A 19,898-nucleotide genomic window follows, 5' to 3' on the forward strand; every position below is an offset into this window, starting at 1 on the left:
TTTGTCACGTATTCATGATGCGAGAGCAAGGCATTCGGTAACACTTTCAGCAACGTGTGACATGTCATGGTGGCTTTTCTCATGCGAGGCAAAGAGGCGTGGGTCTTCGGCTGTGGCGCCCTTGGATCCGAGCGCGATGAGGCGGGCGCGGGGCTGGGCGCGGGTGATCTCGTCAAGCAGGCGATCGACCGCGCCGTTGGGCATGTCCCAGTCAAAGATGATAACGTCCCATGCGGTTGTGCGGATTTTGCCCTGCGCGTCGAGGAAGGTTTTGGCGCGGGTCACGTCGGCCAATTTGGAGAGCGCGTCGGCGGTGAGTGCGGCGCAATCATCATCGGATTCGATGTGCAGGATCGAGAGGCGTTCGTCGTCGGCTTCGCTGTCCTGTGGCGCGGGAAGCTGTGGTGTGCTCGCTTCGCTCTGGGCAAGGGGGAGGGTGAACCAGAAGACCGTGATCCCGCCCTCTTGGCTTTCGAAACCGATCTGGCCATTCATGCGTTCGACGATCAGGCGGGCGATGTTGAGGCCAAGTCCGGTGCCGCCTTTGGCGCGGGTGTCAGAGGCGTCCGCCTGAGAAAACGCATCGAAGATATGCGACCGGAAGCTTTCGGGGATGCCCGGCCCGATGTTTTGCACAAATGTGATCGCCTGATCCCCGAGACGTTCGGTTTTGACCAAGATTTCGGTGTCGGGATCAGAGTATTTGCAAGCGTTGGACACCAGATTGGCCAGCACCTGTCCGGCGCGGGTTTCGTCCATGTGCACTTGGGGCAAGTCGTCGGGCATGACGATCTTGATCGTGTTGTCATGCGTTTTGGCAAAGGGCAGAATCTGGGTCACGGTTTCGGAGACCATTTCGCAGAGATCGGCATCCTGAATGTAGAAGTTGAGTTTGCCCGCCGAGATCTTTTCGAGGTCGAGAATGTCGTTGACGATATAGGCGAGCTTGTCCGCATTGGAGCTTGCGATTTCGATCAGGCGCAGTTGGTTCGGGGCGAGGGCGTCTTTCTGGGAAACGGTGAGCAGGCCAAGCGCGCCTTTGATCGAGGTGAGCGGCGTTCGCAACTCGTGGCTGACCGTTGACACAAATTCGTTCTTGGTCTTTTCAAGGCGTTTCTGTTCGCTGATGTCGATGATCTGACCGATGAAGAACATGTCGCTGTCTTCGCTTTCGCGTGACCATGAGACGTTGAACAGGCACCAGCTTTCTGTTCCGCTGGCGTGCAGGATACGGTGTTCGGCGGTGTAAACGCTTTCTTCACCTTCGTCGATCAGCTTGGATATCGCGGTGTAGAGGGTTTTGCGATCGTCGTGGGGGATCACGTCGGCGATGGCGGTTTTGCCCACCAGTTCGGCTTCGGACATGCCCGCCAGATGGCACATGGCCTTGTTGACGCCGGTGAAGTTCCCTTCGAAGTCGATCAGCGCCATGCCGATGGGCGCGTTTTCGACAACCTGTCGGAAGCGGCGTTCGCTTGCCTCGAGCGCGCGTTGATTGTCGCGCAGCTTGGTGATGTCGATCTGTGTGCCGATCAGCCGCTTGGCGAGGCCGTTCTCATCCCGCTCGACGCAGCCAGCATTGGATTGCATCCAGCGCCAGCTGCCATCGAGATCTTTGATGCGGTATTCGGCAATCGAACGGGGGGCGTGACCTTTGATGCAGGCTTCGTCCGCGGCCTCGATGATTGGGAGGTCATCGGGGTGAACCCGGTCGAGAAAGTGGATTTGGCCGTCAACTTCGCTTGGGTCTGCGTCGATGCCCATGATCTTGCACCAAGTCTCTGTTACCGAGGAAGTGCCGGTTTCAAGGTCAATATTGAAAACGCCGATTTCGGCGCCTTGCAAGGCAAGGTCAAAGAGTGCGCGGCTGCGTTTGAGGTTTCGCTGGGCTTCGTTCTTGTCGCTCAGGTCACGCATGATCGCGGTGATGCGCGGTTCGCCATCGAAGGTTTTCCAGTTGTTAATCTGAACCTCAAGTTCGAGGGTCTGATTGGTCTTGGTGCTTGCCAGAGCATTGTAGTTCTGGCCGGGGGCATCCGTGCGCGTGACGAGGGTGTCAAACGGCGCGTTCACCAATTCAAGCTGGCTGTAGCCAAACAGGGAGAGAGCGGCCTGATTGGCGAAGGTGATCTTTTTGTGCCCATCAAGGATCAGCACCGGAAGGACCGAGTTTTGGATGATCGAGCGGTTTTCCTCTTCGCTGGCCTTGATTTGGCGAAAGCGCAGGGCGGCGACTTCGGCGAGGGTGTCCTGACGCATGCGGTTGCTGCGCATGATCGACAACAACAGCAGCGTGATCATCAGGCTGAAAACCACCGCCACATAGGGCTGATAGCCTGCGAAGGCCGCATCAAAGGCAGGGCTGCTGTAATAGGTGATTGTCCAGTGGCGGCCGAAGCGCTCCATCTCGTGGGTGAAGGAGAAATTGCCCAGCAAAGCGGGATCGGGGCGGTTGTCGTAGACGACGAGTTGCTCGTCTGCTGTGCGCCCGTCAGAGACATGCAGGTAGGCGGAGTCCAGTGTCGTTGTGCCTTGAATGCCGAGCAGGTTGTGGACAAAAACCGGAACATCGGCCCAGCCAATGAACGTGCCTTGTCCTGTGCTGCCGAGTGTTGGTTTGAACAGCGGCTTGTAGAGGACATAGCCCAGCGAATCGTTGATTGCGGCCTGCGCCAGCGTGATCGGATGGGACATTTTGGTCTGTCCCGTCGCGCGGGTTTCCTCGAGCAGTGCTTTGAGCTCTGGCGAGAAGGTGATGTCCAGCCCCCAAGCCCCGGAGTTGGTTGCCTTGGGCGACATCTGTTTGATGATATAATGCACCGGCTCGTCCGACAGGCGGCGGAGTTGGAAATCCGGGTGCCCTTGGGCGTGCATGTATTGAACAAAGCTATCAAGGTCGGCATCGGCCACTTCGACCACGATCCCCATCCCGTTCAGCCCGTGAAGATGGTCTCCGAGGTTGAGTGAGTTCACATAGGTGGTGAAGTCATTGGGCGTGACCTCGCTTGAGGAGATCATGAAGGCCGCGACGCCATTGATGCTTTGCAGGTGGGCATCAAAGCGGGAGCGGATGATTTCGAGGTGATCGCGGGATTTGAGTTTGAATTCGCGGTCAGCAAGCGCGGCGTTCCGCGTGCTGGACAGCGAATAGAGCCCAAAGGTGATGAGCAAGCAAACAGCAAGTACTAAGAGTTCAAACCGACGCAAACCGATGGCTCCCAAAGTGTCCTGTCATATCGTGCATGATATCGTCTGATTGCTCCGGGGCCGGTTCAGTCCGGTCTTTGGTTATTAACTTCTTGTTAACACAAATACGGGGGAACGATTCCCTGATCAACAATGGTTTGGGGAACAGGAATACAATTAAAACGTGTGTTAACTTTGCAACTTCGCATGGGGCGTTTGGGGCGCGTCTTGCGGGGGGGGAGGCGTGTAGGGGCCATTGCTGGGCAAAGATTGACCGGCAGGCGGGTTTTTAGGGTCCGGGGTTTGCGATAGACTTGAAGGAACAGGGTTTTTCCGCTCAGGTGGGGGTAGGCCGTGTTGCGCGTTTTTTGAGGGTGCGGCGGAGTGCGGCACCGCAATATCGGAGGTCGAGACATGGCGCTTTCCCCTAGTGATGCAAGTCGTAAGACGCGCGAGATATGTGCGCTTGCGCCAATCGTGCCGGTTTTGGTGGTTGAGGACGCGGGTGCGGCGATCTCTTTGGCCGAGGCGCTGGTGGCGGGCGGTTTGCCTGCGCTGGAAGTCACGTTGCGCACGCCCGCGGCGTTGGAGGTGATCCGCGAGATGGCGACAGTGCCGGGCGGCCATGTCGGGGCGGGCACGTTGATCACGCGAGACGATGTGCGCGCGGCCAAGGAAGCGGGCGCGGTGTTTGGCGTATCGCCCGGCGCGACGGATGAATTGCTGGCGGCGTGCGAAGAGTTCGACATGCCGCTGTTGCCGGGGGCCGCAACGGCGAGCGAGGCGATGCAATTGCTGGCGCGGGGCTATGACGTGATGAAGTTCTTCCCGGCCGAAGTTGCGGGCGGAGCGGCGGCATTGAAGGCGATTGGCTCGCCCTTGCCGCAGATCAGTTTTTGTCCGACGGGCGGGGTCAATCCGGGCAACGCGGCAAGTTATCTGAGCCTGTCGAATGTGGTCTGCGCCGGGGGCAGTTGGGTGGCGCCGAAAGACCTTGTGATCAAGGGCGATTGGGCCGGGATTGAAGCATTGGCGCGCACGGCGGCAGCATTGGAGCGCGGGGCATGAACAATCTGTGGACACAGCTTGAGGCGCATCGCGAGGCAACGCGGGAGCGGTCGATCCTGTCGTTGTTCGATGATGCGGGCCGGTTCGAGGCGTTTTCGGTTGAAAGCGACGGGATGCTGCTGGATTTCTCGAAGACGGCGATTGATGGCGCGGCGTTGGAGCTGTTGCTGGGGCTGGCCGAGCAGGCGGGTGTCGTGGACAAACGCGACGCGATGTTTCGCGGTGATTTGATCAACAGCACCGAAGGGCGGGCCGTATTGCACACGGTGTTGCGCGCGCCCGAAGATGCCGGGCCGCTGTTGGTTGAGGGCGAGGAGGTGCGCGCGGATGTGGCCGAGACCTTGCACCGGATGGAGCGCTTTGCCGAAGAGGTGCGCAGCGGGCGGTTGACCGCGACCGACGGCGCGCCGTTCAGCGATGTGGTCAATATCGGCATCGGGGGGTCCGACCTTGGGCCCGTAATGGCGACGCTGGCGTTGGGGCCGTATCATGACGGGCCGCGTTGTCATTTCATTTCAAACGTCGATGGTGCGGATGTCGCCGAGACGCTGCGCCCGCTTGATCCGCGCCGGACGCTGGTGATCGTGGCCTCAAAGACATTCACCACGATCGAGACGATGACCAACGCCGAGACGGCGCTGACGTGGTTGCGCACGGCATTGGGCGCAAAGGCGGGGGCGCATCTGGCGGCGGTGTCGAGCGCGATGGAGCGCACGTCAGAGATGGGCATCGCGCCGGAGCGCGTGTTCGGTTTTGCCGATTGGGTTGGCGGGCGGTATTCGCTGTGGGGGCCGGTGGGCTTGCCGATCATGCTGGCGGTTGGCGGGGCGCGGTTCCGCGAGTTTCTGGCCGGGGGGCACGCGATGGACCGGCATTTTTGCACCGCGCCCTTGGCGGGCAACATGCCAGTTTTGCTTGCGTTAACAGGGATTTGGCATCGGAATGTCTGTGGCTATCCCACCCGCGCGGTGCTGCCTTATGATCAACGGTTGGCGCGGCTTCCGGCGTATCTTCAGCAGTTGGATATGGAGAGCAACGGCAAGCGCGTGAGTGTCGGCGGCAAGGCTGTGGCGCGGGCCACGGGTCCGGTGGTTTGGGGCGAGCCGGGGACCAACGGGCAGCATGCGTTCTATCAGCTATTGCATCAGGGAACCGAGGTTGTCCCGGCCGAGTTTTTGATCGCGGCAGAGGGGCATGAGCCGGGGCTTGGGCAGCATCATGCGTTGCTCAAGGCGAATTGTCTGGCGCAATCCGAGGCGTTGATGATCGGGAGGTCGTTTGAAGAGGCGATGGCGTTGGCCGCAACTTTGGGGTTTGACGGGGCCGAGCGGGAGGCGCAGGCCGCGCATCGCACGTTTCCGGGCAATCGCCCGTCGGTGACGCTGGCCTATCCCAAGCTGACGCCGTTTACGCTTGGCCAGATCATCGCGCTTTATGAGCATCGGGTATTTGTCGAGGGTGCGATTTGGGGCATCAATTCGTTCGATCAATGGGGCGTGGAGCTGGGCAAGGAATTGGCGACCAAGCTGTTGCCAATGGTCACAAGCGGCAGCGGCGCGGGCAAGGATGGCTCGACCGCGGGGTTGATTTCGGCGTTGTCGCGCAAGGTGTGACGCGCGTGGGGAACTGGGCGGGGTAAGCTGGGCTGGGGTCTCGGCATGCGGCATTTGCCGTTGTTTTAAGCGCGTTTACCCCCGGTTTGGCGGGGTTTCGGGCGGTGTGTGCTTCACGGGAGGTGGCGCGCCGCAGCTGTCATAAAACATTCGCAAGACAGTCACATCGGTTTGACAAAAGGGGTGTTTAGGTCGCCCCAAGTTGAACCGGGGGTCTGGATGCTTGTCTTCGAAAATCTAACGAAGCGCTTTGGCGCGAATACAGCCGTGGACAACGTCAGCTTTACCGTTGAGCGACCGATGATGATTGGCATTATCGGGGCGTCCGGTGCGGGGAAATCGACCCTGTTGCGCATGATGAACGGGTTGAGCGATGCGAGTAGTGGCGCGCTGAGCTTTGAGGGGCGCGATGTCTTGGGTCTGCGCGGTGCAGCCAAGCGCGCGTGGCAGTCGCAATGCGCGATGATCTTTCAGCAATTCAACCTTGTGCCGCGTATGGACGTGGTGTCGAACGTGCTGCATGGCACGTTGAACCGGCGCTCGACCCTAGCGACGTTGTTTAGCCTTTATCCGCAGGCCGACATCTATCGCGCCATTGATATTCTGGAGCGGTTGGGCATCGAAGCCCATGCCGCCAAGCGGGCCGAGGCCCTGTCGGGTGGACAGCAACAGCGGGTGGCGATTGCGCGCGCGTTGATGCAGGACCTCAAGATCATCCTCGCGGATGAGCCGATTGCCAGCCTTGACCCGATGAACGCGCAGATCGTGATGGACGCGTTGCGCCGTATTCACGAGGAAGACGGGCGCACGGTGATTGCCAACCTGCACACGCTGGACACGGCGCGGCGCTATTGCGACCGGGTCATCGGGATGCGCATGGGCCGGGTGGTGTTTGACGGCACGCCCGAGCAGCTGACCACCGGCGCGGCGCGCGACATTTACGGGGCGGACGCCGGATTTTCCGAAGCCGCCACCAGCACGAGCATTGAAACCCTTGAAAAGACGCAAGTGCTCAATGGGGTGCCTGCCTGACGAAACTTCAGCGCCCGGTTGCCGCGCTGCGGGATCGGGTTTCACACGACCCAAAACCTAAACCGGAGACATGACATGAAAAAGCTGATTGCTGCCGTATTGGCGACCACCGCGCTTTGCGCCCCCTTGAGTGCCGAAGGCATCAAGGAATTCCGCATCGGTATCCTTGGCGGTGAAAACGCCCAAGACCGTATGGCATCCAACGAATGCTACCGCGCCAAGGCCGAGGCCCTGTTGGGTGTGCCTGTGAAACTGTTCACGCCTGCCGATTATGACGGCGTGATTCAGGGTCTGCTTGGCGGCACGCTCGACATGGCGTGGCTGGGTGCTTCGGCCTATGCCAAGACCTATCTGAGCGATCCGAACGCGGTTGAGCCGGTGATGGTCAAGACCAATGACGACGGTTCCTATGGCTATTACTCGATCGGTTTTGCACGCAAAGACAGCGGCATCACATCCTTGGCCGACCTGAAGGGCAAGGTCTTTGGGTTTGGTGATCCGAACTCGACCAGCGGTTACCTGATCCCGTCGATTGAGATCCCTGTTGCAACCAAATCGACGATGACGTCGGGCGACTATTTCGGCGAAGTCAAATTTGTCGGTGGCCACGAGCAGACCATCGTTGCCGTGTCGAATGGTGACATCGACGGCGGCGTGACATGGGCCGACGGCATGGGCGCATGGGAAGACGGCTACAACTCGGGCGCGCTTCGCAAAGCGGCGGATGCCGGTCTTGTCGACATGAACGATCTGGTCGAAATCTGGAAATCCAAGCCGATCCCCGAAGGCCCGATCGTGCTGCGCACCACGCTGCCCGAGCGCGTGAAGATCGACGTGACCACATTGACCGCGTCGCTGCCTTATATGGACCCGGAGTGTGCCTATAACTTCATGGCCGGCAAGGCGCTGGGCTTCCAGCCGATCAACCATGACGCATATCTGTCGATCATCGAAGCGCGCAAGCTGAAATCGAACTGATCGCGGTTAAGACAGATTGGCGGATCCCACAGGTTGGGGTCCGCCGTTTTTTAAGGGGCTTCTCGAGATGGCAGAGACTTCGGATGTGCGCGCGGATTACCTTGCTCTGACGCGGCGCAAACGGACCTATAACACGATCCTGATCGCGCTGTTTGTGGCGCTGATGGTGTCGGGGTTCGTGACGGCGGACAACCGCAACGCGGGGAGCTTTGTTGCCGGGTGGCACAATTTCTTTGATTTCCCGGCCGAGGTTCTGGGCGAGGCATCGCAAAAGCTGATTGAGTTTCCGGGCCATTTCGTGCGGTTTTTGCCGGCGCTGATCGAGACGGTGAATATCGCCGGGGCGGCGACCTTGTTCGGGGCGCTTTTTGCGATCTTGTTTTCGCTGCTGTCGACCCGTGGGCTGGCGCTTTGGCCGTGGGCTATTCCGGTGTTCCGGCGGATGATGGACATCATGCGGGCGGTGCCCGAGATTGTGATCGCTTTGGTGCTGATCTTTGTGCTGGGCGGTGGCCCGCTTCCGGCGATGATCGCGATTGCGTTCCATACCATCGGGGCGCTGGGCAAGTTGTTTTCCGAAGTGAATGAGAACGCCTCGCTGAAGCCGGTCGAGGGGTTGCAATCGGTTGGAGCGAGTTGGGCTCAGCGGATGGTTTTGGGGGTGATGCCGCAGGTGGCGCCCAACTATTTGAGTTACGCTTTGCTCAGGTTCGAGATCAACATCCGGGCCTCGGCGATCCTTGGGTTCGTGGGTGCGGGCGGGATCGGTTACGAGCTGAAAAACGCGATGTCCTGGGGGCAGGGCAAGTATGACGAGGCGGCGGCGATTTTCGTTTTGCTGTTCCTGACCATTGTGTTGGTCGACCAGATTTCATCGGTGCTGAGAGACCGATTGACCCATGGCAACCGCAAATTGGAGGCGACGCTGTGAGCATTGCTGAGCCCGAGACTTTCACCCTGCGCCGGAATGCCGAGCAGATCATTTCGCGCAAGCGGTTCATGGCGTTCGGCCTGCCGGTGGCGATCCTTGCCTATCTGACCTATGTGTTTTTCGCCTTTGACATACCGGGCGTGGTTGCCAAGACCAGTTTTGACAATGCGCGGACGCTTTTGGCAGATAGCTATAGCTACAAGACCCATGTGACGCGCGATTTCCGCAATGGCGGCGTGAAGGTGGCGATTGAGGGCGAGCGCAAGGGCACATACCCCGCAGGCACCGCGCCCGCGTGGGTGACGCTGGGCGATTTGGCGGTTGTTGATCTGGGCGGCGGGCATATTGTGCGGCTGGGCGAGGATGTGACCACCTATGATGTGCCGGATTACGGTGTGATCACCGTGACGGCGAGCCGGTCGCAAGGGGTCAAGGCCGAGTTTCCGGGCGGTGTGGTGCCAGAGTGGGCGAGCCTGTCGAAAACTCGTTTGGGGATCACCACCGATGCGGGCCGTGTGAATGTGACCAAGACCAAGGCCGAGGTGTTCCGCTATCAGGCCGGGTGGGAGTTGTTCTTTTTCACGCTGACCAGCCCGTATCACGGCATGGGCTGGGGTGAAATCGCAGGGCGTGCGTTTGGCGGCGAGGCCGGGGCGATCTGGAACGATTTCTGGCACAACACTATGTGGCACCACAATCAGGTTGGCGGCGCGATACTCGAGACCATTTTGATGGCGTTCCTTGGCACCTTCGGGGCGGCCATTCTGGCGCTGCCTCTGGCGTTTCTGGCGGCAAAGAACTTTGCCCCGCTGCGCATCGTGCGGTTTGCGGCGCGGCGGGTGTTCGATTTTTTCCGCGGGGTGGATGCGTTGATCTGGACCATTGTGTTGGCGCGGGCGTTCGGGCCGGGACCATTGACCGGGGCGTTGGCAATTTTGATCACTGACACGGGCAGTTTCGGGAAGATGTTCTCGGAGGCTTTGGAAAATGTCGATGACAAGCAGATCGAGGGCATCCAGTCGACCGGGGCCAAGCCGGTGCAGCGATACCGTTTCGGGGTGATCCCGCAGGTGACGCCGGTTTTGTTGAGCCAAGTGCTTTACTTCTTTGAATCCAACACCCGTTCGGCGACCATTATCGGGGCGATCACCGGCGGCGGCATCGGGCTTATGCTGACCCAGGCGATGGCGACGCATAAGGATTGGGAAGAGGTCACCTATTACATCATTCTTGTGATCATCATGGTGATGGCGATGGATTGGTTGTCGGGTAAGCTGCGGGCGCGATTGATCAAGGGCGATGAGGGGGGCATTGATGGCACGGCTCAAGGCAGAGGCACCATTCCTGCACCCGGAGTGCGAAATCACCGAGGCGCAGTTTGGCCGCTTTGTTGAGATCGGGCGGGGCAGTCGCGTGGCCTATTCCAGCTTTGGTGATTATTCCTATTGCGACCGTTATGCCGATATTGCCAACACGGAGGTTGGTAAATTCGCCAATATCGCGAGTTTCACGCGGATCGGGCCGACGGATCATCCGATGGAGCAGGCGAGCCTGCATCATTTCCTTTATCGCTCGGCCGATTATTGGGACGGTGAGGAGAATGATGCGGCGTTTTTTGCCCACCGCCAGAGCCGCGTTGCGCGGATCGGGCATGATACGTGGATCGGGCATGGTGCCGTGGTGCGGCCAGAGATCAGCATCGGGCACGGCGCGATTGTTGCGGCGGGGGCCGTGGTGACCAAGGATGTCGCGCCCTATCAGATCGTTACCGGCGTTGCGGCAAAACCGATGCGGGCGCGGTTTCCCGAGGCGGTTGTCGAGCGGTTGCTGGCGCTGGCGTGGTGGGATTGGGAGCACGAGGTGCTGCGCCAGCGGATCGGGGATTTCCGGTCGCTGCCGATCGAGGCGTTTTTGGACAAATACGAAGGCGCGGCCTAAGGGGGTTTGGCCCGGTCGCGTCGCCTAGCTATTCCGCCGCGAGGCGGGCATGCGCGGGCAATTGGGCAAAGCGCGTGGCGAGCGCACCTGACAGGAAGGCGAAGCGGCCATGGGAGATGGTTGCTTCGATCTGGCGACTGCGGGAATTCAGCACCACGATGTCGGCGCGTTTGCCGGGGGTGAGCGTGCCGCGATCGGTGAGCTTCATCACGCGGGCGGGGGTGGTCGAGATCATCTCCCATGCTTTGGCGAGGCTGAGCGTGCCCTTGTCGGCCAGCGCGAAGGCGGCGCTGTGCAGCGTTGGGTAGTGATAGTCGGAGACGAGAATGTCACAGAGCCCGCGTTCGATCAGCGACAGGGCCGAGGCATTGCCCGATTGCGAGCCGCCGCGCACCACGTTGGGCGCGCCCATGACCACCGCATCGCCATAAGCATGGGCCACGGCGGCGGGATTGGCACGCAGGGGGAATTCGCAGATATGCGCGCCGAGCGCGTTGAACATGTCGCGGGTTTCGCCGTCGGGGTCATCATGGCTGCCGCAGATCACGCCGAGGTTTTCAAAGGCACAGGCCAGCGCGTTGAGGTGGCGCGGCACTTCGCCGGCGCGGTCTTTGGCCTCGCGGGCGCGGGTGATGAAAACTTCGATTGTGCCGCCTTCACGCTCGGCCCAGCCAACGAGGCGGTGGGGCGCGAGGGTGACCATTTGCATCGCCTCGGAGAGGTGGTCGTTGAAGACAACGTAGTCGACACCGTGGCGGCGGACCGTGTCGATCAGCCGCTCGCGGGTGTCGGGCATATGGGTTTCGACCCGCAGTTGGATGCGCATATCGGTGAGCGCGCTGTCGCAATAGGTGTCGACGGCGGCGAGCACCTTGTCGGCATAGTCCGGCCCGCGCAGCCCACCTTCCCAGCTCCACCCCTGAGCGAGCCAAGCGGTGGTTACACCATTGGCGGCAAGTTCGCGATCAACCGACGCGAGGCCCATGGCGATGGGAAAAGGCGCGGTGGGGCGCGGCGCGATGTGGCGCTCAAAGGTGTCGCCATGCATGTCGATGATGCCCGGCAGCAGGGTGTATCCGTCAAGGTCAACCTCATGGCCCGCATCATGGGCGATGCGGCCATCGGATATGCAGAGCGCGTCACGCTGCAAGGTGCCGTCACGTAGGACCATGGCGCCGGTCAGGCGCAGAGGGGGATAAAACAGGACATTGCCGAAGCCTCACGGGGTTTTCCGGGAAGCATAGCGATGATTCGTATCGTTTCCGTGACGTAAGCTCTTGGACTTAATCGGGATTGACGGTGAGCGTCACACGATCCCCTGCGAACCATGTGGTGCCGTATTCGATGGGCTTGCCGTCCGGGCAAATATTGATGCCGATGGATTTGAGCAGCGGATCGCCTTCTTTCATTGCAAGGTGGAGCGCCTGAGTGGCGTTGGCGCGTTCGGCGGTGAGCCGGGTTTCGGCGCGGGTGAAATCGGCGATGCCGTTCAGGCGGAGGGCCTCGGTCACGGAGGTGACCTCGCGCAGGGTGTCGAGCATGCCGGTGACGCGGGCGCGGGGGAAGACGCTGGTGAAATGGGCGATGGGCGTGCCACCGGCGAGGGATAGCCCCTCGTAGATGATGACCGTGTCGCCCTTGGACAGGCCGAGCGCCTTGGTCTCGGCGCTATCGCCGGGGCGGGTTTCGAGGCGCAGCACCTGTTTTTTCGGCAAACGCCCGGTGGCGGCGATATTGCGGTGAAACCGGACGCGCCGCCCGATGGGGTAGTCAGCCGTTTCAATTGCCACGAAGACGCCGGACCCGCGCCGCGAGCGGGTGATGCCGCGCTCGGACATGTCGGAGAGAGCGTGTCGGACCGTGTGCCGGTTAACGCCGAAACGCGCGGCCAGTTCGGCCTCGGTCGGGAGCTTGTCACCGGCGCGGTAGTGACCGGCGGCGATGTCGCCCTCTAGCGTTTCGGCAATGGTCTTCCAGATCGGGGTGCGGGCCATGTGTCACCAAAGTTTCATGAAGTTTTGATTGCGGAATGGGCGGGTTGCCCGTAATGATTTGTCTAGTTGTATAGTTGTTTAGACAAATCGGCAAGGTGTCTATATGAGCGATGAAACCGAACATACCCAAGCGCGCAAAGCGTGGATGAGCCTGTTGGCCAAAGCGCCGCCGGCGCGGCTTGAGGCGCTTGTTGAAACGCTGGACGATGCGGCGGCATGGCCCGAGTTTACATGGCTTCGCGCACCGAAAACCGGCGGCGTTATGGTGCGCGGCAAGAGCGGCGGCACGGGTGCGGCGTTTAACCTTGGCGAGATGACGGTGACGCGCTGTGCGCTGCGGCTTGAGAGTGGCGAGGTCGGGCATGCCTATGTGCAGGGGCGCGACAAGGGTCATGCGACCCGCGCCGCACGGATTGACGCGATGATGCAGACGGAGCGCAAAGGCGTGTTGCGTGCGCAGGTTCTGGAACCGCTGGAGGCAGAGATGCAGGCCGCGAAGGCCAGCCGCGCGGCCAAGGCCGCCGCAACCAAGGTCGAGTTTTTCACAATGGTGCGGGGGGAAGACTGATGCTGGATAGCGTGATGGATGGCGGATTTGGCGATGCGCCACAGGACGCGGCCCGTGCGTTTCGCGCCGCCCTGTCGGTGATGGCGCGACCGGGCTTGATCGAGCGGGTGAGCGGGGCGCGTGCGCCCGCGCCGGTATCGCCTGCGGCGGCGGCGATGTTGCTAACGCTTTGCGATGCGGAGACGCCTTTGTTCCTTGCCCCGGCGCATAACACCGAGGACGTGCGGGCATGGATCGCCTTTCACGTCGCAGCCCCGATTGTTGCCGCGGATCAGGCGCAGTTTGCTTTGGGCGGTTGGGATGATCTTCCCGCGCTTGAGGCGTTTTCGATTGGCACGGCAGAGTATCCTGACCGCTCGGCCACATTGATCGTCGAGATGGCTGCGCTGTCGCAAGACGGCGCGACATTGACCGGGCCGGGGATCGAACGGCAGGCGCGTTTGTCGCTGCCTGAGATCGAGGCATTCCGCCGCAATCGGGCGTTGTTCCCGCAAGGGTTGGATTTCTATTTCACCTCTGGCGAGGCGCTTGCCGCCTTGCCCAGAACAACCATCGTGGAGGGCGCGTAGATGTATGTGGCAGTCAAAGGCGGCGAGCGTGCGATTGACGCCGCGCATGCGTGGTTGGCCGAAGAGCGGCGCGGTGACACGGACGTGGGCGAACTGAGCCTTGGGCAGATCCGCGAGCAATTGTCGCTGGCGGTGAACCGGGTAATGGCGGAGGGGTCGCTTTATGATCCTGACCTTGCGGCATTGGCGATCAAGCAGTCGCGCGGCGATTTGATCGAGGCGATTTTCCTGATCCGGGCCTATCGCACGACCTTGCCCCGGATCGGCCATTCGGCCCCGGTGGACACCGGCAAGATGGCGTGCATTCGCCGCGTCTCGGCGACGTTCAAAGACGCGCCGGGCGGGCAGGTTTTGGGCCCGACGTTCGATTACACGCACCGTTTGCTTGATTTCAAGCTGGCCGCAGAGGGCGCGGTTCCGGAGGCCGCGACAGGCGGTGGTCTAGCCGAGGAAATGCCGCGGATCAGCGAGTTTCTCAACCGTGAGGGGTTGATCCAAGAGGAGGTGCAGAGCGACGAGACCCCGCCCGATATGACCCGCACGCCGATGGAATATCCAGCGAACCGGGCGCTGCGCCTACAGGCGCTGACGCGGGGCGACGAGGGGTTCCTGCTTGGCATGGCCTATTCGACGCAGCGCGGATACGGGCGCAACCATCCTTTCGTGGGCGAATTGCGGATCGGCACGGTCGCGGTGGAAATGGACATTCCCGAGTTGGGCTTTGCCATCGAAATTGGCGAGATCACCCTGACGGAATGCGAGACGGTGAACCAGTTCATGGGCTCTAAAACCGAACCGCCGCAGTTTACCCGTGGCTATGGACTTGTCTTTGGGCAGACCGAGCGCAAGGCGATTTCGATGGCTTTGGTTGATCGCGCGCTGCGCTGGAAAGAGCTTGGCGAAGACAATGAGGGCGCCCCGGCGCAGGACGAGGAATTCGTGCTGTCCCATGCCGATAACATTCAAGCGACCGGCTTTCTCGAACATATCAAACTGCCGCATTACGTCGATTTCCAGTCCGAGCTTGAGTTGATCCGCAAGGTGCGGGCCGAGGCGCTGGCGGTGCAGGCAGGCGGTATTGCCACACAGGAGGCCGCGGAATGAGCGATTACAACTTTGCCTATCTTGACGAACAGACCAAGCGGATGATCCGGCGCGCGTTGCTGAAAGCGGTCGCGATCCCCGGATATCAGGTGCCGTTTGCCAGCCGCGAAATGCCGATGCCCTATGGCTGGGGCACGGGGGGCGTTCAGGTGACAGCTGCGTGCCTGACGCCCGACGACACGTTGAAAGTGATTGATCAGGGGGCCGATGACACCACCAACGCAGTGTCCATTCGCAAGTTCTTTGAGCAGACCGCCGATATCGCCGTGACCGAAAAAACCACGCAGGCCAGCGTGATCCAGACGCGCCACCGCATTCCGGAAGAGGAGCTGAGCGCGGATCAGATCCTTGTGTATCAGGTGCCGATCCCCGAGCCGTTGCGCTTTCTCGAACCGCGCGAGACCGAGACGCGCAAGATGCATGCGCTTGAGGAATACGGGCTGATGCATGTGAAGCTTTACGAGGATATCGCGCGGCACGGGTCGATTGCCACGGCCTATGCCTATCCGGTCAAGGTCGAGGGGCGCTATGTGATGGACCCGAGCCCGATCCCCAAGTTCGATAACCCCAAGCTGGAGAGCGCTGCGATCCAGCTGTTCGGCGCGGGCCGTGAGCAGCGGATCTATGCGATCCCGCCGTTTACCAAAGTGGTCAGCCTCGATTTCGAGGATCACCCGTTTGAGCCGTCAAAAGCCGATCATGCGTGTGACATGTGCGGCGCGAACCACACCTATCTTGATGAGGTGATCATGGATGACGCGGGAGGGCGGATGTTTGTCTGCTCGGACACCGATTATTGTGCCACGCGGCAGGAGGCCGGGCACCTTGGCCCGCTCGCCGCCCGCAAGGAGGACGCCGCATGACGCCGCTTTTGTCCGTTAAAGGGATCGAAAAAACCTATGGCAGCCGGATCGGTTGCACCGGGGTGAATTTCGACCTCTACCCCGGTGAGGTGCTGGGTATTGTCGGAGAGTCAGGGTCGGGCAAATCGACATTGCTCAACTGCCTTGCCGGTCATTTAGAGCCCGACGGCGGCGAGGTGTTGTTCGACACGCGCACCGATGGGCCACGTGATACGCTAAAGATGAGCGAGCCTGAGCGGAGGATGCTGGGGCGGACCGATTGGGCCTTCGTGCATCAAAACGCCCGCGACGGGTTGCGCATGGGCGTCTCCGCCGGCGGCAATGTCGGTGAGCGTCTGATGGCTGTGGGCGCACGGCATTATGGCGATATCCGCGCGCAGGCTGGCGAGTGGCTGGGCCGGGTCGAAATTGCCGAGGATCGGATGGATGACCGCCCCACGGCGTTTTCCGGTGGGATGCAACAGCGGCTCCAGATCGCACGTAATCTCGTCACCGGGCCGCGCCTTGTTTTCATGGATGAACCCACCGGCGGCTTGGATGTAAGTGTGCAGGCGCGGCTACTTGATCTCCTGCGCGGGCTAGTGCGCGAAATGGGGCTAAGCGCGATTGTCGTCACCCATGACCTTGCCGTGGTTCGGCTTTTGGCAGACCGGTTGATGGTGATGAAATCCGGCCATGTGGTTGAACAGGGTCTCACCGATCAGGTCCTTGACGATCCACAACACGCCTACACGCAACTTCTTGTGTCGAGCATTTTACAGGTATGACCCATCCCGCGCCCGCCCTTTCATCTGACTGGAAGTATCCCGGGGGTTTGGGGGCTGGCCCCCAATTAGACCTGCGTTTGGGGGCTGGCCCGCATTTTAACCCGCAAACGGGGCCTCGCCCCAACCGACCGACAATGGAGACCACCCGATGATCCAGATCGAAAACGTGTCAAAGTCCTTTGCGCTGCACAATCAGGGCGGCGCGGTGATCCCGGTGATGCAGGGCGCGTCGCTAGGCGTTGCGGCCGGGGAATGTGTTGCGCTGACGGGGAATTCGGGGGCCGGTAAATCGACCCTGATGCGGATGATTTACGGCAACTACCTGACGGCGTCGGGGGTGATCCGTGTCGGCGAGGTGGACGTGGCCAGCGCCGAGCCGCGCGAGATTTTGACCTTGCGCCGCGAGACGCTGGGCTATGTCAGCCAGTTCCTGCGCGTGGTGCCGCGCGTGCCGACGCTGGACGTGGTGGCCGAGCCGTTGTTGGCGGTCGGCACCGAGCGCGAGGCGGCGCGGGCGCGGGCGCGGGAATTGCTCACAAGGCTCAACATTCCCGAAACGCTTTGGTCCTTGTCGCCGACCACGTTTTCGGGGGCGAGCAGCAACGCGTGAACATTGCACGCGGCTTTGCCCATGGCTTTCCTGCGATGCTGCTTGACGAGCCGACGGCGAGCCTTGATGCGACCAACCGCGCGACGGTGTTGGAGTTGATCGAGGAAGCCAAGGCGCGCGGCGCGGCGATCATCGGGATTTTCCATGACGCCGAAGCCCGCGAGCGTGTGGCGGACCGTGAGGTTGATGTTTCGGTCTTTACCCCGGCCCGTGCGGCATGAGCGGCGCGATTTTCGCCATTGTTGGCCCGTCAGGAGCGGGCAAGGACACGGTGATGGCAGCGGTCAAGGCTGCGCGCCCTGATCTGCATCTGGTGCGGCGTGTCATAACGCGCCCCGAAGCGGCGGGGGGCGAAGACTTCGAGGGTGTCAGCGCGGAGGATTTTGCCGCGCGCGCGGCCGCTGGCGCGTTTGCGTTGAGCTGGTCTGCGCATGGTTTGCGCTATGGCATTCCCGTCAGCGAGGTTGCGGGGGTGGCCGAAGGCCGGGTGGTTTTGTTCAACGGGTCGCGCGGCATGTTGCAAGACGCCGCGCGGGTTTTCAGCGGGCTGCGGGTGATCAGCCTTGGCGCGTCAGACGAGGTTCTTGCCGCGCGGTTGCGCGCGCGGGGACGCGAGAGCGAGCAAGACATCGCAGCCCGGCTTGAGCGTGCGAAATTGCCCTTGCCAGAGGGTTTGCCCGCGGGGTTGAGCGTGACCCGGATCGATAATTCCGGCGCGTTGGACCATGCGGTAAAGGCGGTTTTAACCGCGCTGAGGCGCGAGAGGGATGCAGTAGGATGACGGAGACAACACAGATGACGGACATGACCCTAGCCAATGCGCGGATCGTTTTGGAAAACGAGGTGATCCACGGCGCGATCGAGATCAGGGACGGTCATATCGCCCGCATCCTGCCGGGCGCGGCGGTGCCGGAGGGCGCGAATGACCTTGAGGGTGATTTGATCATTCCGGGGCTTATCGAGCTGCACACGGACAACCTTGAGCGTCATATCGAGCCGCGCCCGGCGGTCGATTGGCCCCACGCGGCGGCGATTTTGGCGCATGATGGGGAGCTGGCCTCGGTTGGGATCACCACGGTTTTCGACGCGATGCGGGTCGGGTCGATCCCGCAGGGCAAGGGGCGTTATATGAAATATGCGCGCAATCTGGCGACTGAGTTGATGGGGCTTCGGGCCTCTGGGGCGTTGAGGATCAACCATTACCTGCATCTCAGAGCCGAGGTGTGTTCGGAGACTCTGGAAGAGGAAATGGCCGAATTCGGTCCAGAGGATCGGGTCGGGATCGTCAGCCTGATGGATCACACGCCGGGGCAGCGGCAATTCCGCGATCTTTCGCAGCTTCGCACCTATGTGCAGAAAAAGCGCCAGATGAACGACGTGGAGTTCGAGGAGCATGTGGCGCGTTTGCTGGTGCTGCGTGAGGCCAATGGCGCACGTCACGAGGCGGTGGCCGTGGGCGAGGCGGCGCGCTATGGCGCGGTGCTGGCCAGCCATGACGACACCACGCAAGAGCATGTCCGAGTGAGCGCGGGTCACGGTATTGCGCTGGCCGAGTTTCCGACCACGGTTGAAGCGGCCCAAGCCTGTCGGGGGGCAGGTATCAAGGTGATGATGGGCGCGCCGAACCTGATCCGGGGCGGATCGCATTCCGGCAACGTGGCGGCGCATGAGTTGGCCGAGGCCGGGTTGCTGGACATTCTGTCGTCGGATTATGTTCCGTCGGCGTTGATGACGGCGGCGTTTCTGCTGGCGGATTTGTGGGATGATCTGCCCCGCGCGATTGCGACCGTCACGGCGACCCCGGCGCGGGCGGCGCGGTTGGAGGATCGCGGGCGGATTGGCGAGGGGTTACATGCCGATCTGGTGCGGGTCGCACGCATTCAGGGCACGCCGGTCGTGCGCGGCGTGTGGTGTCACGGGCGGCAAGTGGGGTGATTTGCCTCTATGAATTGGCTGCGGGAGGTGTTTCTGCGGCCTTTTCAGACGGCTTTGCGCTGACGTAGTTCAGGATCATTTCGGTCGCATCGTCTTCCAGTCGTTTTTGCCATTGGGCCGAGAATATTGTGGCGCCGAAGCTTGCGGAGAAGCTCTCTCGGTTTGAGACGTTAAAAAAGCTCATGGCCGAGATGTGCCAATGCAGGGCGACCGGGTGAATTCCGCTGCGAAACGTGCCTTCGCGTTCACCTTGCAAGATGATCTTGCTGAGGCGTTCGATCACATCCGCATTGAGGACGCGGAGGTGTTTGGACTCTTGCAGGTAGCGCGCGTTGTGGGTGTTTTCGACCTGCACGATGCGGATAAAGTCAGGGTGCTTTCGATGGTGTTCGAAGGTGAAATGGATTAGCTTTTTCAGGGCTTTGCGCGCGGGCATGTTGTTTAGGACAAGATTTTCTTCACCGATGCGGATTTTGGCATAAGCCGCTTCTAGCGCGTGCTTGTAGAGCCCTTCCTTGTCCCCGAAATAGTAGTAGATCATCCGTTTCGAGGTTTTCGTCGCGGCGGCGATTTCATCAATTCGCGCACCGGACAGCCCGTGTTTGGCGAACACACGCATGGCGACATTCAGGATGTCAGACCTGACTTCGCGCGGATTCTGTGTCCAGTTTCGGTTTGATTTTGTTGTTTTGTTCGAGGCGTTCACTCTGGCTACCATTTAGAAGGATGTCGCGATTCCAAT

General features: G+C 61.1%; 18 protein-coding genes and 1 pseudogene. 15 read left to right on the forward strand and 4 right to left on the reverse strand.

The genetic code is table 11. The features are described 5' to 3' along the window. Positions 1 to 12 precede the first annotated feature (12 nt). On the reverse strand, positions 13 to 3,171 hold the full coding sequence (locus N4R57_01515) for a PAS domain S-box protein (GenBank protein UYV37817.1): 3,159 nt from the start codon (positions 3,169 to 3,171) through the stop codon (positions 13 to 15). Positions 3,172 to 3,600: 429 nt separating this feature from the next. On the opposite strand from N4R57_01515, the gene eda reads away from it, so the two are divergent. The 7 genes from eda (at position 3,601) to N4R57_01550 (ending at position 10,746) form a co-directional block, all read left to right on the forward strand. Further along, positions 3,601 to 4,254, forward strand: a complete 654-nt coding sequence (gene eda / locus N4R57_01520) for a bifunctional 4-hydroxy-2-oxoglutarate aldolase/2-dehydro-3-deoxy-phosphogluconate aldolase (GenBank protein ID UYV37818.1) — start codon at positions 3,601 to 3,603, stop codon at positions 4,252 to 4,254. Beyond that, a complete protein-coding gene (gene pgi, locus N4R57_01525; GenBank protein UYV37819.1) occupies positions 4,251 to 5,867 on the forward strand; it encodes a glucose-6-phosphate isomerase in 1,617 nt (538 codons plus the stop codon). Before eda ends, pgi begins: the two co-directional genes overlap by 4 nt. Before the next feature lie 219 nt (positions 5,868 to 6,086). Continuing rightward, the gene (phnC, locus tag N4R57_01530; protein ID UYV37820.1) at positions 6,087 to 6,899 is read left to right on the forward strand and encodes a phosphonate ABC transporter ATP-binding protein; all 813 of its coding nucleotides are present in this window, start codon (positions 6,087 to 6,089) and stop codon (positions 6,897 to 6,899) included. Positions 6,900 to 6,974: 75 nt separating this feature from the next. Beyond that, entirely contained in the window at positions 6,975 to 7,877 is a 903-nt protein-coding gene (phnD, locus tag N4R57_01535; GenBank protein ID UYV37821.1) for a phosphonate ABC transporter substrate-binding protein, read from the forward strand. Between the two features lie 67 nt (positions 7,878 to 7,944). Beyond that, positions 7,945 to 8,808 carry a phosphonate ABC transporter, permease protein PhnE gene (phnE, locus tag N4R57_01540; GenBank protein ID UYV37822.1) on the forward strand — a complete coding sequence of 288 codons (864 nt, stop codon included), beginning with the start codon at positions 7,945 to 7,947 and terminating at the stop codon, positions 8,806 to 8,808. Then, positions 8,805 to 10,202 carry a phosphonate ABC transporter, permease protein PhnE gene (gene phnE / locus N4R57_01545; GenBank protein ID UYV37823.1) on the forward strand — a complete coding sequence of 466 codons (1,398 nt, stop codon included), beginning with the start codon at positions 8,805 to 8,807 and terminating at the stop codon, positions 10,200 to 10,202. The genes phnE (N4R57_01540) and phnE (N4R57_01545) overlap by 4 nt, the downstream gene beginning before the upstream one ends. Beyond that, a complete protein-coding gene (locus N4R57_01550) occupies positions 10,123 to 10,746 on the forward strand; it encodes a chloramphenicol acetyltransferase (GenBank protein UYV37824.1) in 624 nt (207 codons plus the stop codon). Before phnE (N4R57_01545) ends, N4R57_01550 begins: the two co-directional genes overlap by 80 nt. Before the next feature lie 28 nt (positions 10,747 to 10,774). On the opposite strand, the gene N4R57_01555 is transcribed toward N4R57_01550, so the two are convergent. Further along, positions 10,775 to 11,935 (reverse strand): alpha-D-ribose 1-methylphosphonate 5-triphosphate diphosphatase, encoded by a 1,161-nt coding sequence (locus tag N4R57_01555; protein ID UYV39489.1) that lies wholly within the window; start codon positions 11,933 to 11,935, stop codon positions 10,775 to 10,777. Positions 11,936 to 12,029: 94 nt separating this feature from the next. Then, positions 12,030 to 12,740: a phosphonate metabolism transcriptional regulator PhnF gene (gene phnF, locus N4R57_01560; GenBank protein ID UYV37825.1), complete on the reverse strand. Its 711-nt coding sequence runs from the start codon at positions 12,738 to 12,740 to the stop codon at positions 12,030 to 12,032. Between the two features lie 103 nt (positions 12,741 to 12,843). Here phnF and phnG point away from each other — a divergent pair, with 103 nt between their 5' ends. The 8 genes and pseudogenes from phnG (at position 12,844) to N4R57_01600 (ending at position 19,156) form a co-directional block, all read left to right on the forward strand. Beyond that, complete coding sequence (phnG, locus tag N4R57_01565; GenBank protein ID UYV37826.1) at positions 12,844 to 13,308, forward strand: phosphonate C-P lyase system protein PhnG; 465 nt, start codon at positions 12,844 to 12,846, stop codon at positions 13,306 to 13,308. After that, positions 13,308 to 13,877, forward strand: a complete 570-nt coding sequence (phnH, locus tag N4R57_01570; GenBank protein UYV37827.1) for a phosphonate C-P lyase system protein PhnH — start codon at positions 13,308 to 13,310, stop codon at positions 13,875 to 13,877. The genes phnG and phnH overlap by 1 nt, the downstream gene beginning before the upstream one ends. Then, positions 13,878 to 14,981, forward strand: coding sequence for a carbon-phosphorus lyase complex subunit PhnI (locus N4R57_01575; GenBank protein UYV37828.1), 1,104 nt, complete (start codon positions 13,878 to 13,880; stop codon positions 14,979 to 14,981). It abuts the gene before it with no gap. After that, entirely contained in the window at positions 14,978 to 15,844 is an 867-nt protein-coding gene (locus tag N4R57_01580) for an alpha-D-ribose 1-methylphosphonate 5-phosphate C-P-lyase PhnJ (protein ID UYV37829.1), read from the forward strand. Before N4R57_01575 ends, N4R57_01580 begins: the two co-directional genes overlap by 4 nt. Then, the gene (gene phnK / locus N4R57_01585) at positions 15,841 to 16,611 is read left to right on the forward strand and encodes a phosphonate C-P lyase system protein PhnK (GenBank protein UYV37830.1); all 771 of its coding nucleotides are present in this window, start codon (positions 15,841 to 15,843) and stop codon (positions 16,609 to 16,611) included. The genes N4R57_01580 and phnK overlap by 4 nt, the downstream gene beginning before the upstream one ends. Positions 16,612 to 16,759: 148 nt before the next feature. After that, positions 16,760 to 17,442 (forward strand): annotated as a pseudogene (gene phnL / locus N4R57_01590) (phosphonate C-P lyase system protein PhnL). Further along, on the forward strand, positions 17,439 to 18,002 hold the full coding sequence (phnN, locus tag N4R57_01595; GenBank protein UYV37831.1) for a phosphonate metabolism protein/1,5-bisphosphokinase (PRPP-forming) PhnN: 564 nt from the start codon (positions 17,439 to 17,441) through the stop codon (positions 18,000 to 18,002). The pseudogene phnL and the gene phnN overlap by 4 nt, the downstream one beginning before the upstream one ends. Continuing rightward, positions 17,999 to 19,156 (forward strand): alpha-D-ribose 1-methylphosphonate 5-triphosphate diphosphatase, encoded by a 1,158-nt coding sequence (locus tag N4R57_01600; GenBank protein UYV37832.1) that lies wholly within the window; start codon positions 17,999 to 18,001, stop codon positions 19,154 to 19,156. The genes phnN and N4R57_01600 overlap by 4 nt, the downstream gene beginning before the upstream one ends. A 7-nt stretch (positions 19,157 to 19,163) precedes the next feature. Here the strand turns inward: N4R57_01600 and N4R57_01605 are convergent, their stop codons facing one another. Beyond that, complete coding sequence (locus N4R57_01605) at positions 19,164 to 19,874, reverse strand: TetR family transcriptional regulator (GenBank protein UYV37833.1); 711 nt, start codon at positions 19,872 to 19,874, stop codon at positions 19,164 to 19,166. Between the last annotated feature and the right edge of the window lie 24 nt (positions 19,875 to 19,898).

Source organism: Rhodobacteraceae bacterium D3-12 (genome assembly GCA_025916135.1).
Classification (GTDB): Bacteria; Pseudomonadota; Alphaproteobacteria; order Rhodobacterales; family Rhodobacteraceae; genus JAKGBX01.

Bases quoted from the DNA above. Each gene is read 5' to 3' on its own strand.
- eda (UYV37818.1), top strand. From the start codon at position 3,601: ATGGCGCTTTCCCCTAGTGATGCAAGTCGTAAGACGCGCGAGATATGT.
- pgi (UYV37819.1), top strand. From the start codon at position 4,251: ATGAACAATCTGTGGACACAGCTTGAGGCGCATCGCGAGGCAACGCGG.
- phnC (UYV37820.1), top strand. From the start codon at position 6,087: ATGCTTGTCTTCGAAAATCTAACGAAGCGCTTTGGCGCGAATACAGCC.
- phnD (UYV37821.1), top strand. From the start codon at position 6,975: ATGAAAAAGCTGATTGCTGCCGTATTGGCGACCACCGCGCTTTGCGCC.
- phnE (UYV37822.1), top strand. From the start codon at position 7,945: ATGGCAGAGACTTCGGATGTGCGCGCGGATTACCTTGCTCTGACGCGG.
- N4R57_01550 (UYV37824.1), top strand. From the start codon at position 10,123: ATGGCACGGCTCAAGGCAGAGGCACCATTCCTGCACCCGGAGTGCGAA.
- phnF (UYV37825.1), bottom strand. From the start codon at position 12,740: ATGGCCCGCACCCCGATCTGGAAGACCATTGCCGAAACGCTAGAGGGC.
- phnG (UYV37826.1), top strand. From the start codon at position 12,844: ATGAGCGATGAAACCGAACATACCCAAGCGCGCAAAGCGTGGATGAGC.
- phnH (UYV37827.1), top strand. From the start codon at position 13,308: ATGCTGGATAGCGTGATGGATGGCGGATTTGGCGATGCGCCACAGGAC.
- N4R57_01575 (UYV37828.1), top strand. From the start codon at position 13,878: ATGTATGTGGCAGTCAAAGGCGGCGAGCGTGCGATTGACGCCGCGCAT.
- N4R57_01580 (UYV37829.1), top strand. From the start codon at position 14,978: ATGAGCGATTACAACTTTGCCTATCTTGACGAACAGACCAAGCGGATG.
- phnK (UYV37830.1), top strand. From the start codon at position 15,841: ATGACGCCGCTTTTGTCCGTTAAAGGGATCGAAAAAACCTATGGCAGC.
- phnN (UYV37831.1), top strand. From the start codon at position 17,439: ATGAGCGGCGCGATTTTCGCCATTGTTGGCCCGTCAGGAGCGGGCAAG.
- N4R57_01600 (UYV37832.1), top strand. From the start codon at position 17,999: ATGACGGAGACAACACAGATGACGGACATGACCCTAGCCAATGCGCGG.
- N4R57_01605 (UYV37833.1), bottom strand. From the start codon at position 19,874: ATGGTAGCCAGAGTGAACGCCTCGAACAAAACAACAAAATCAAACCGA.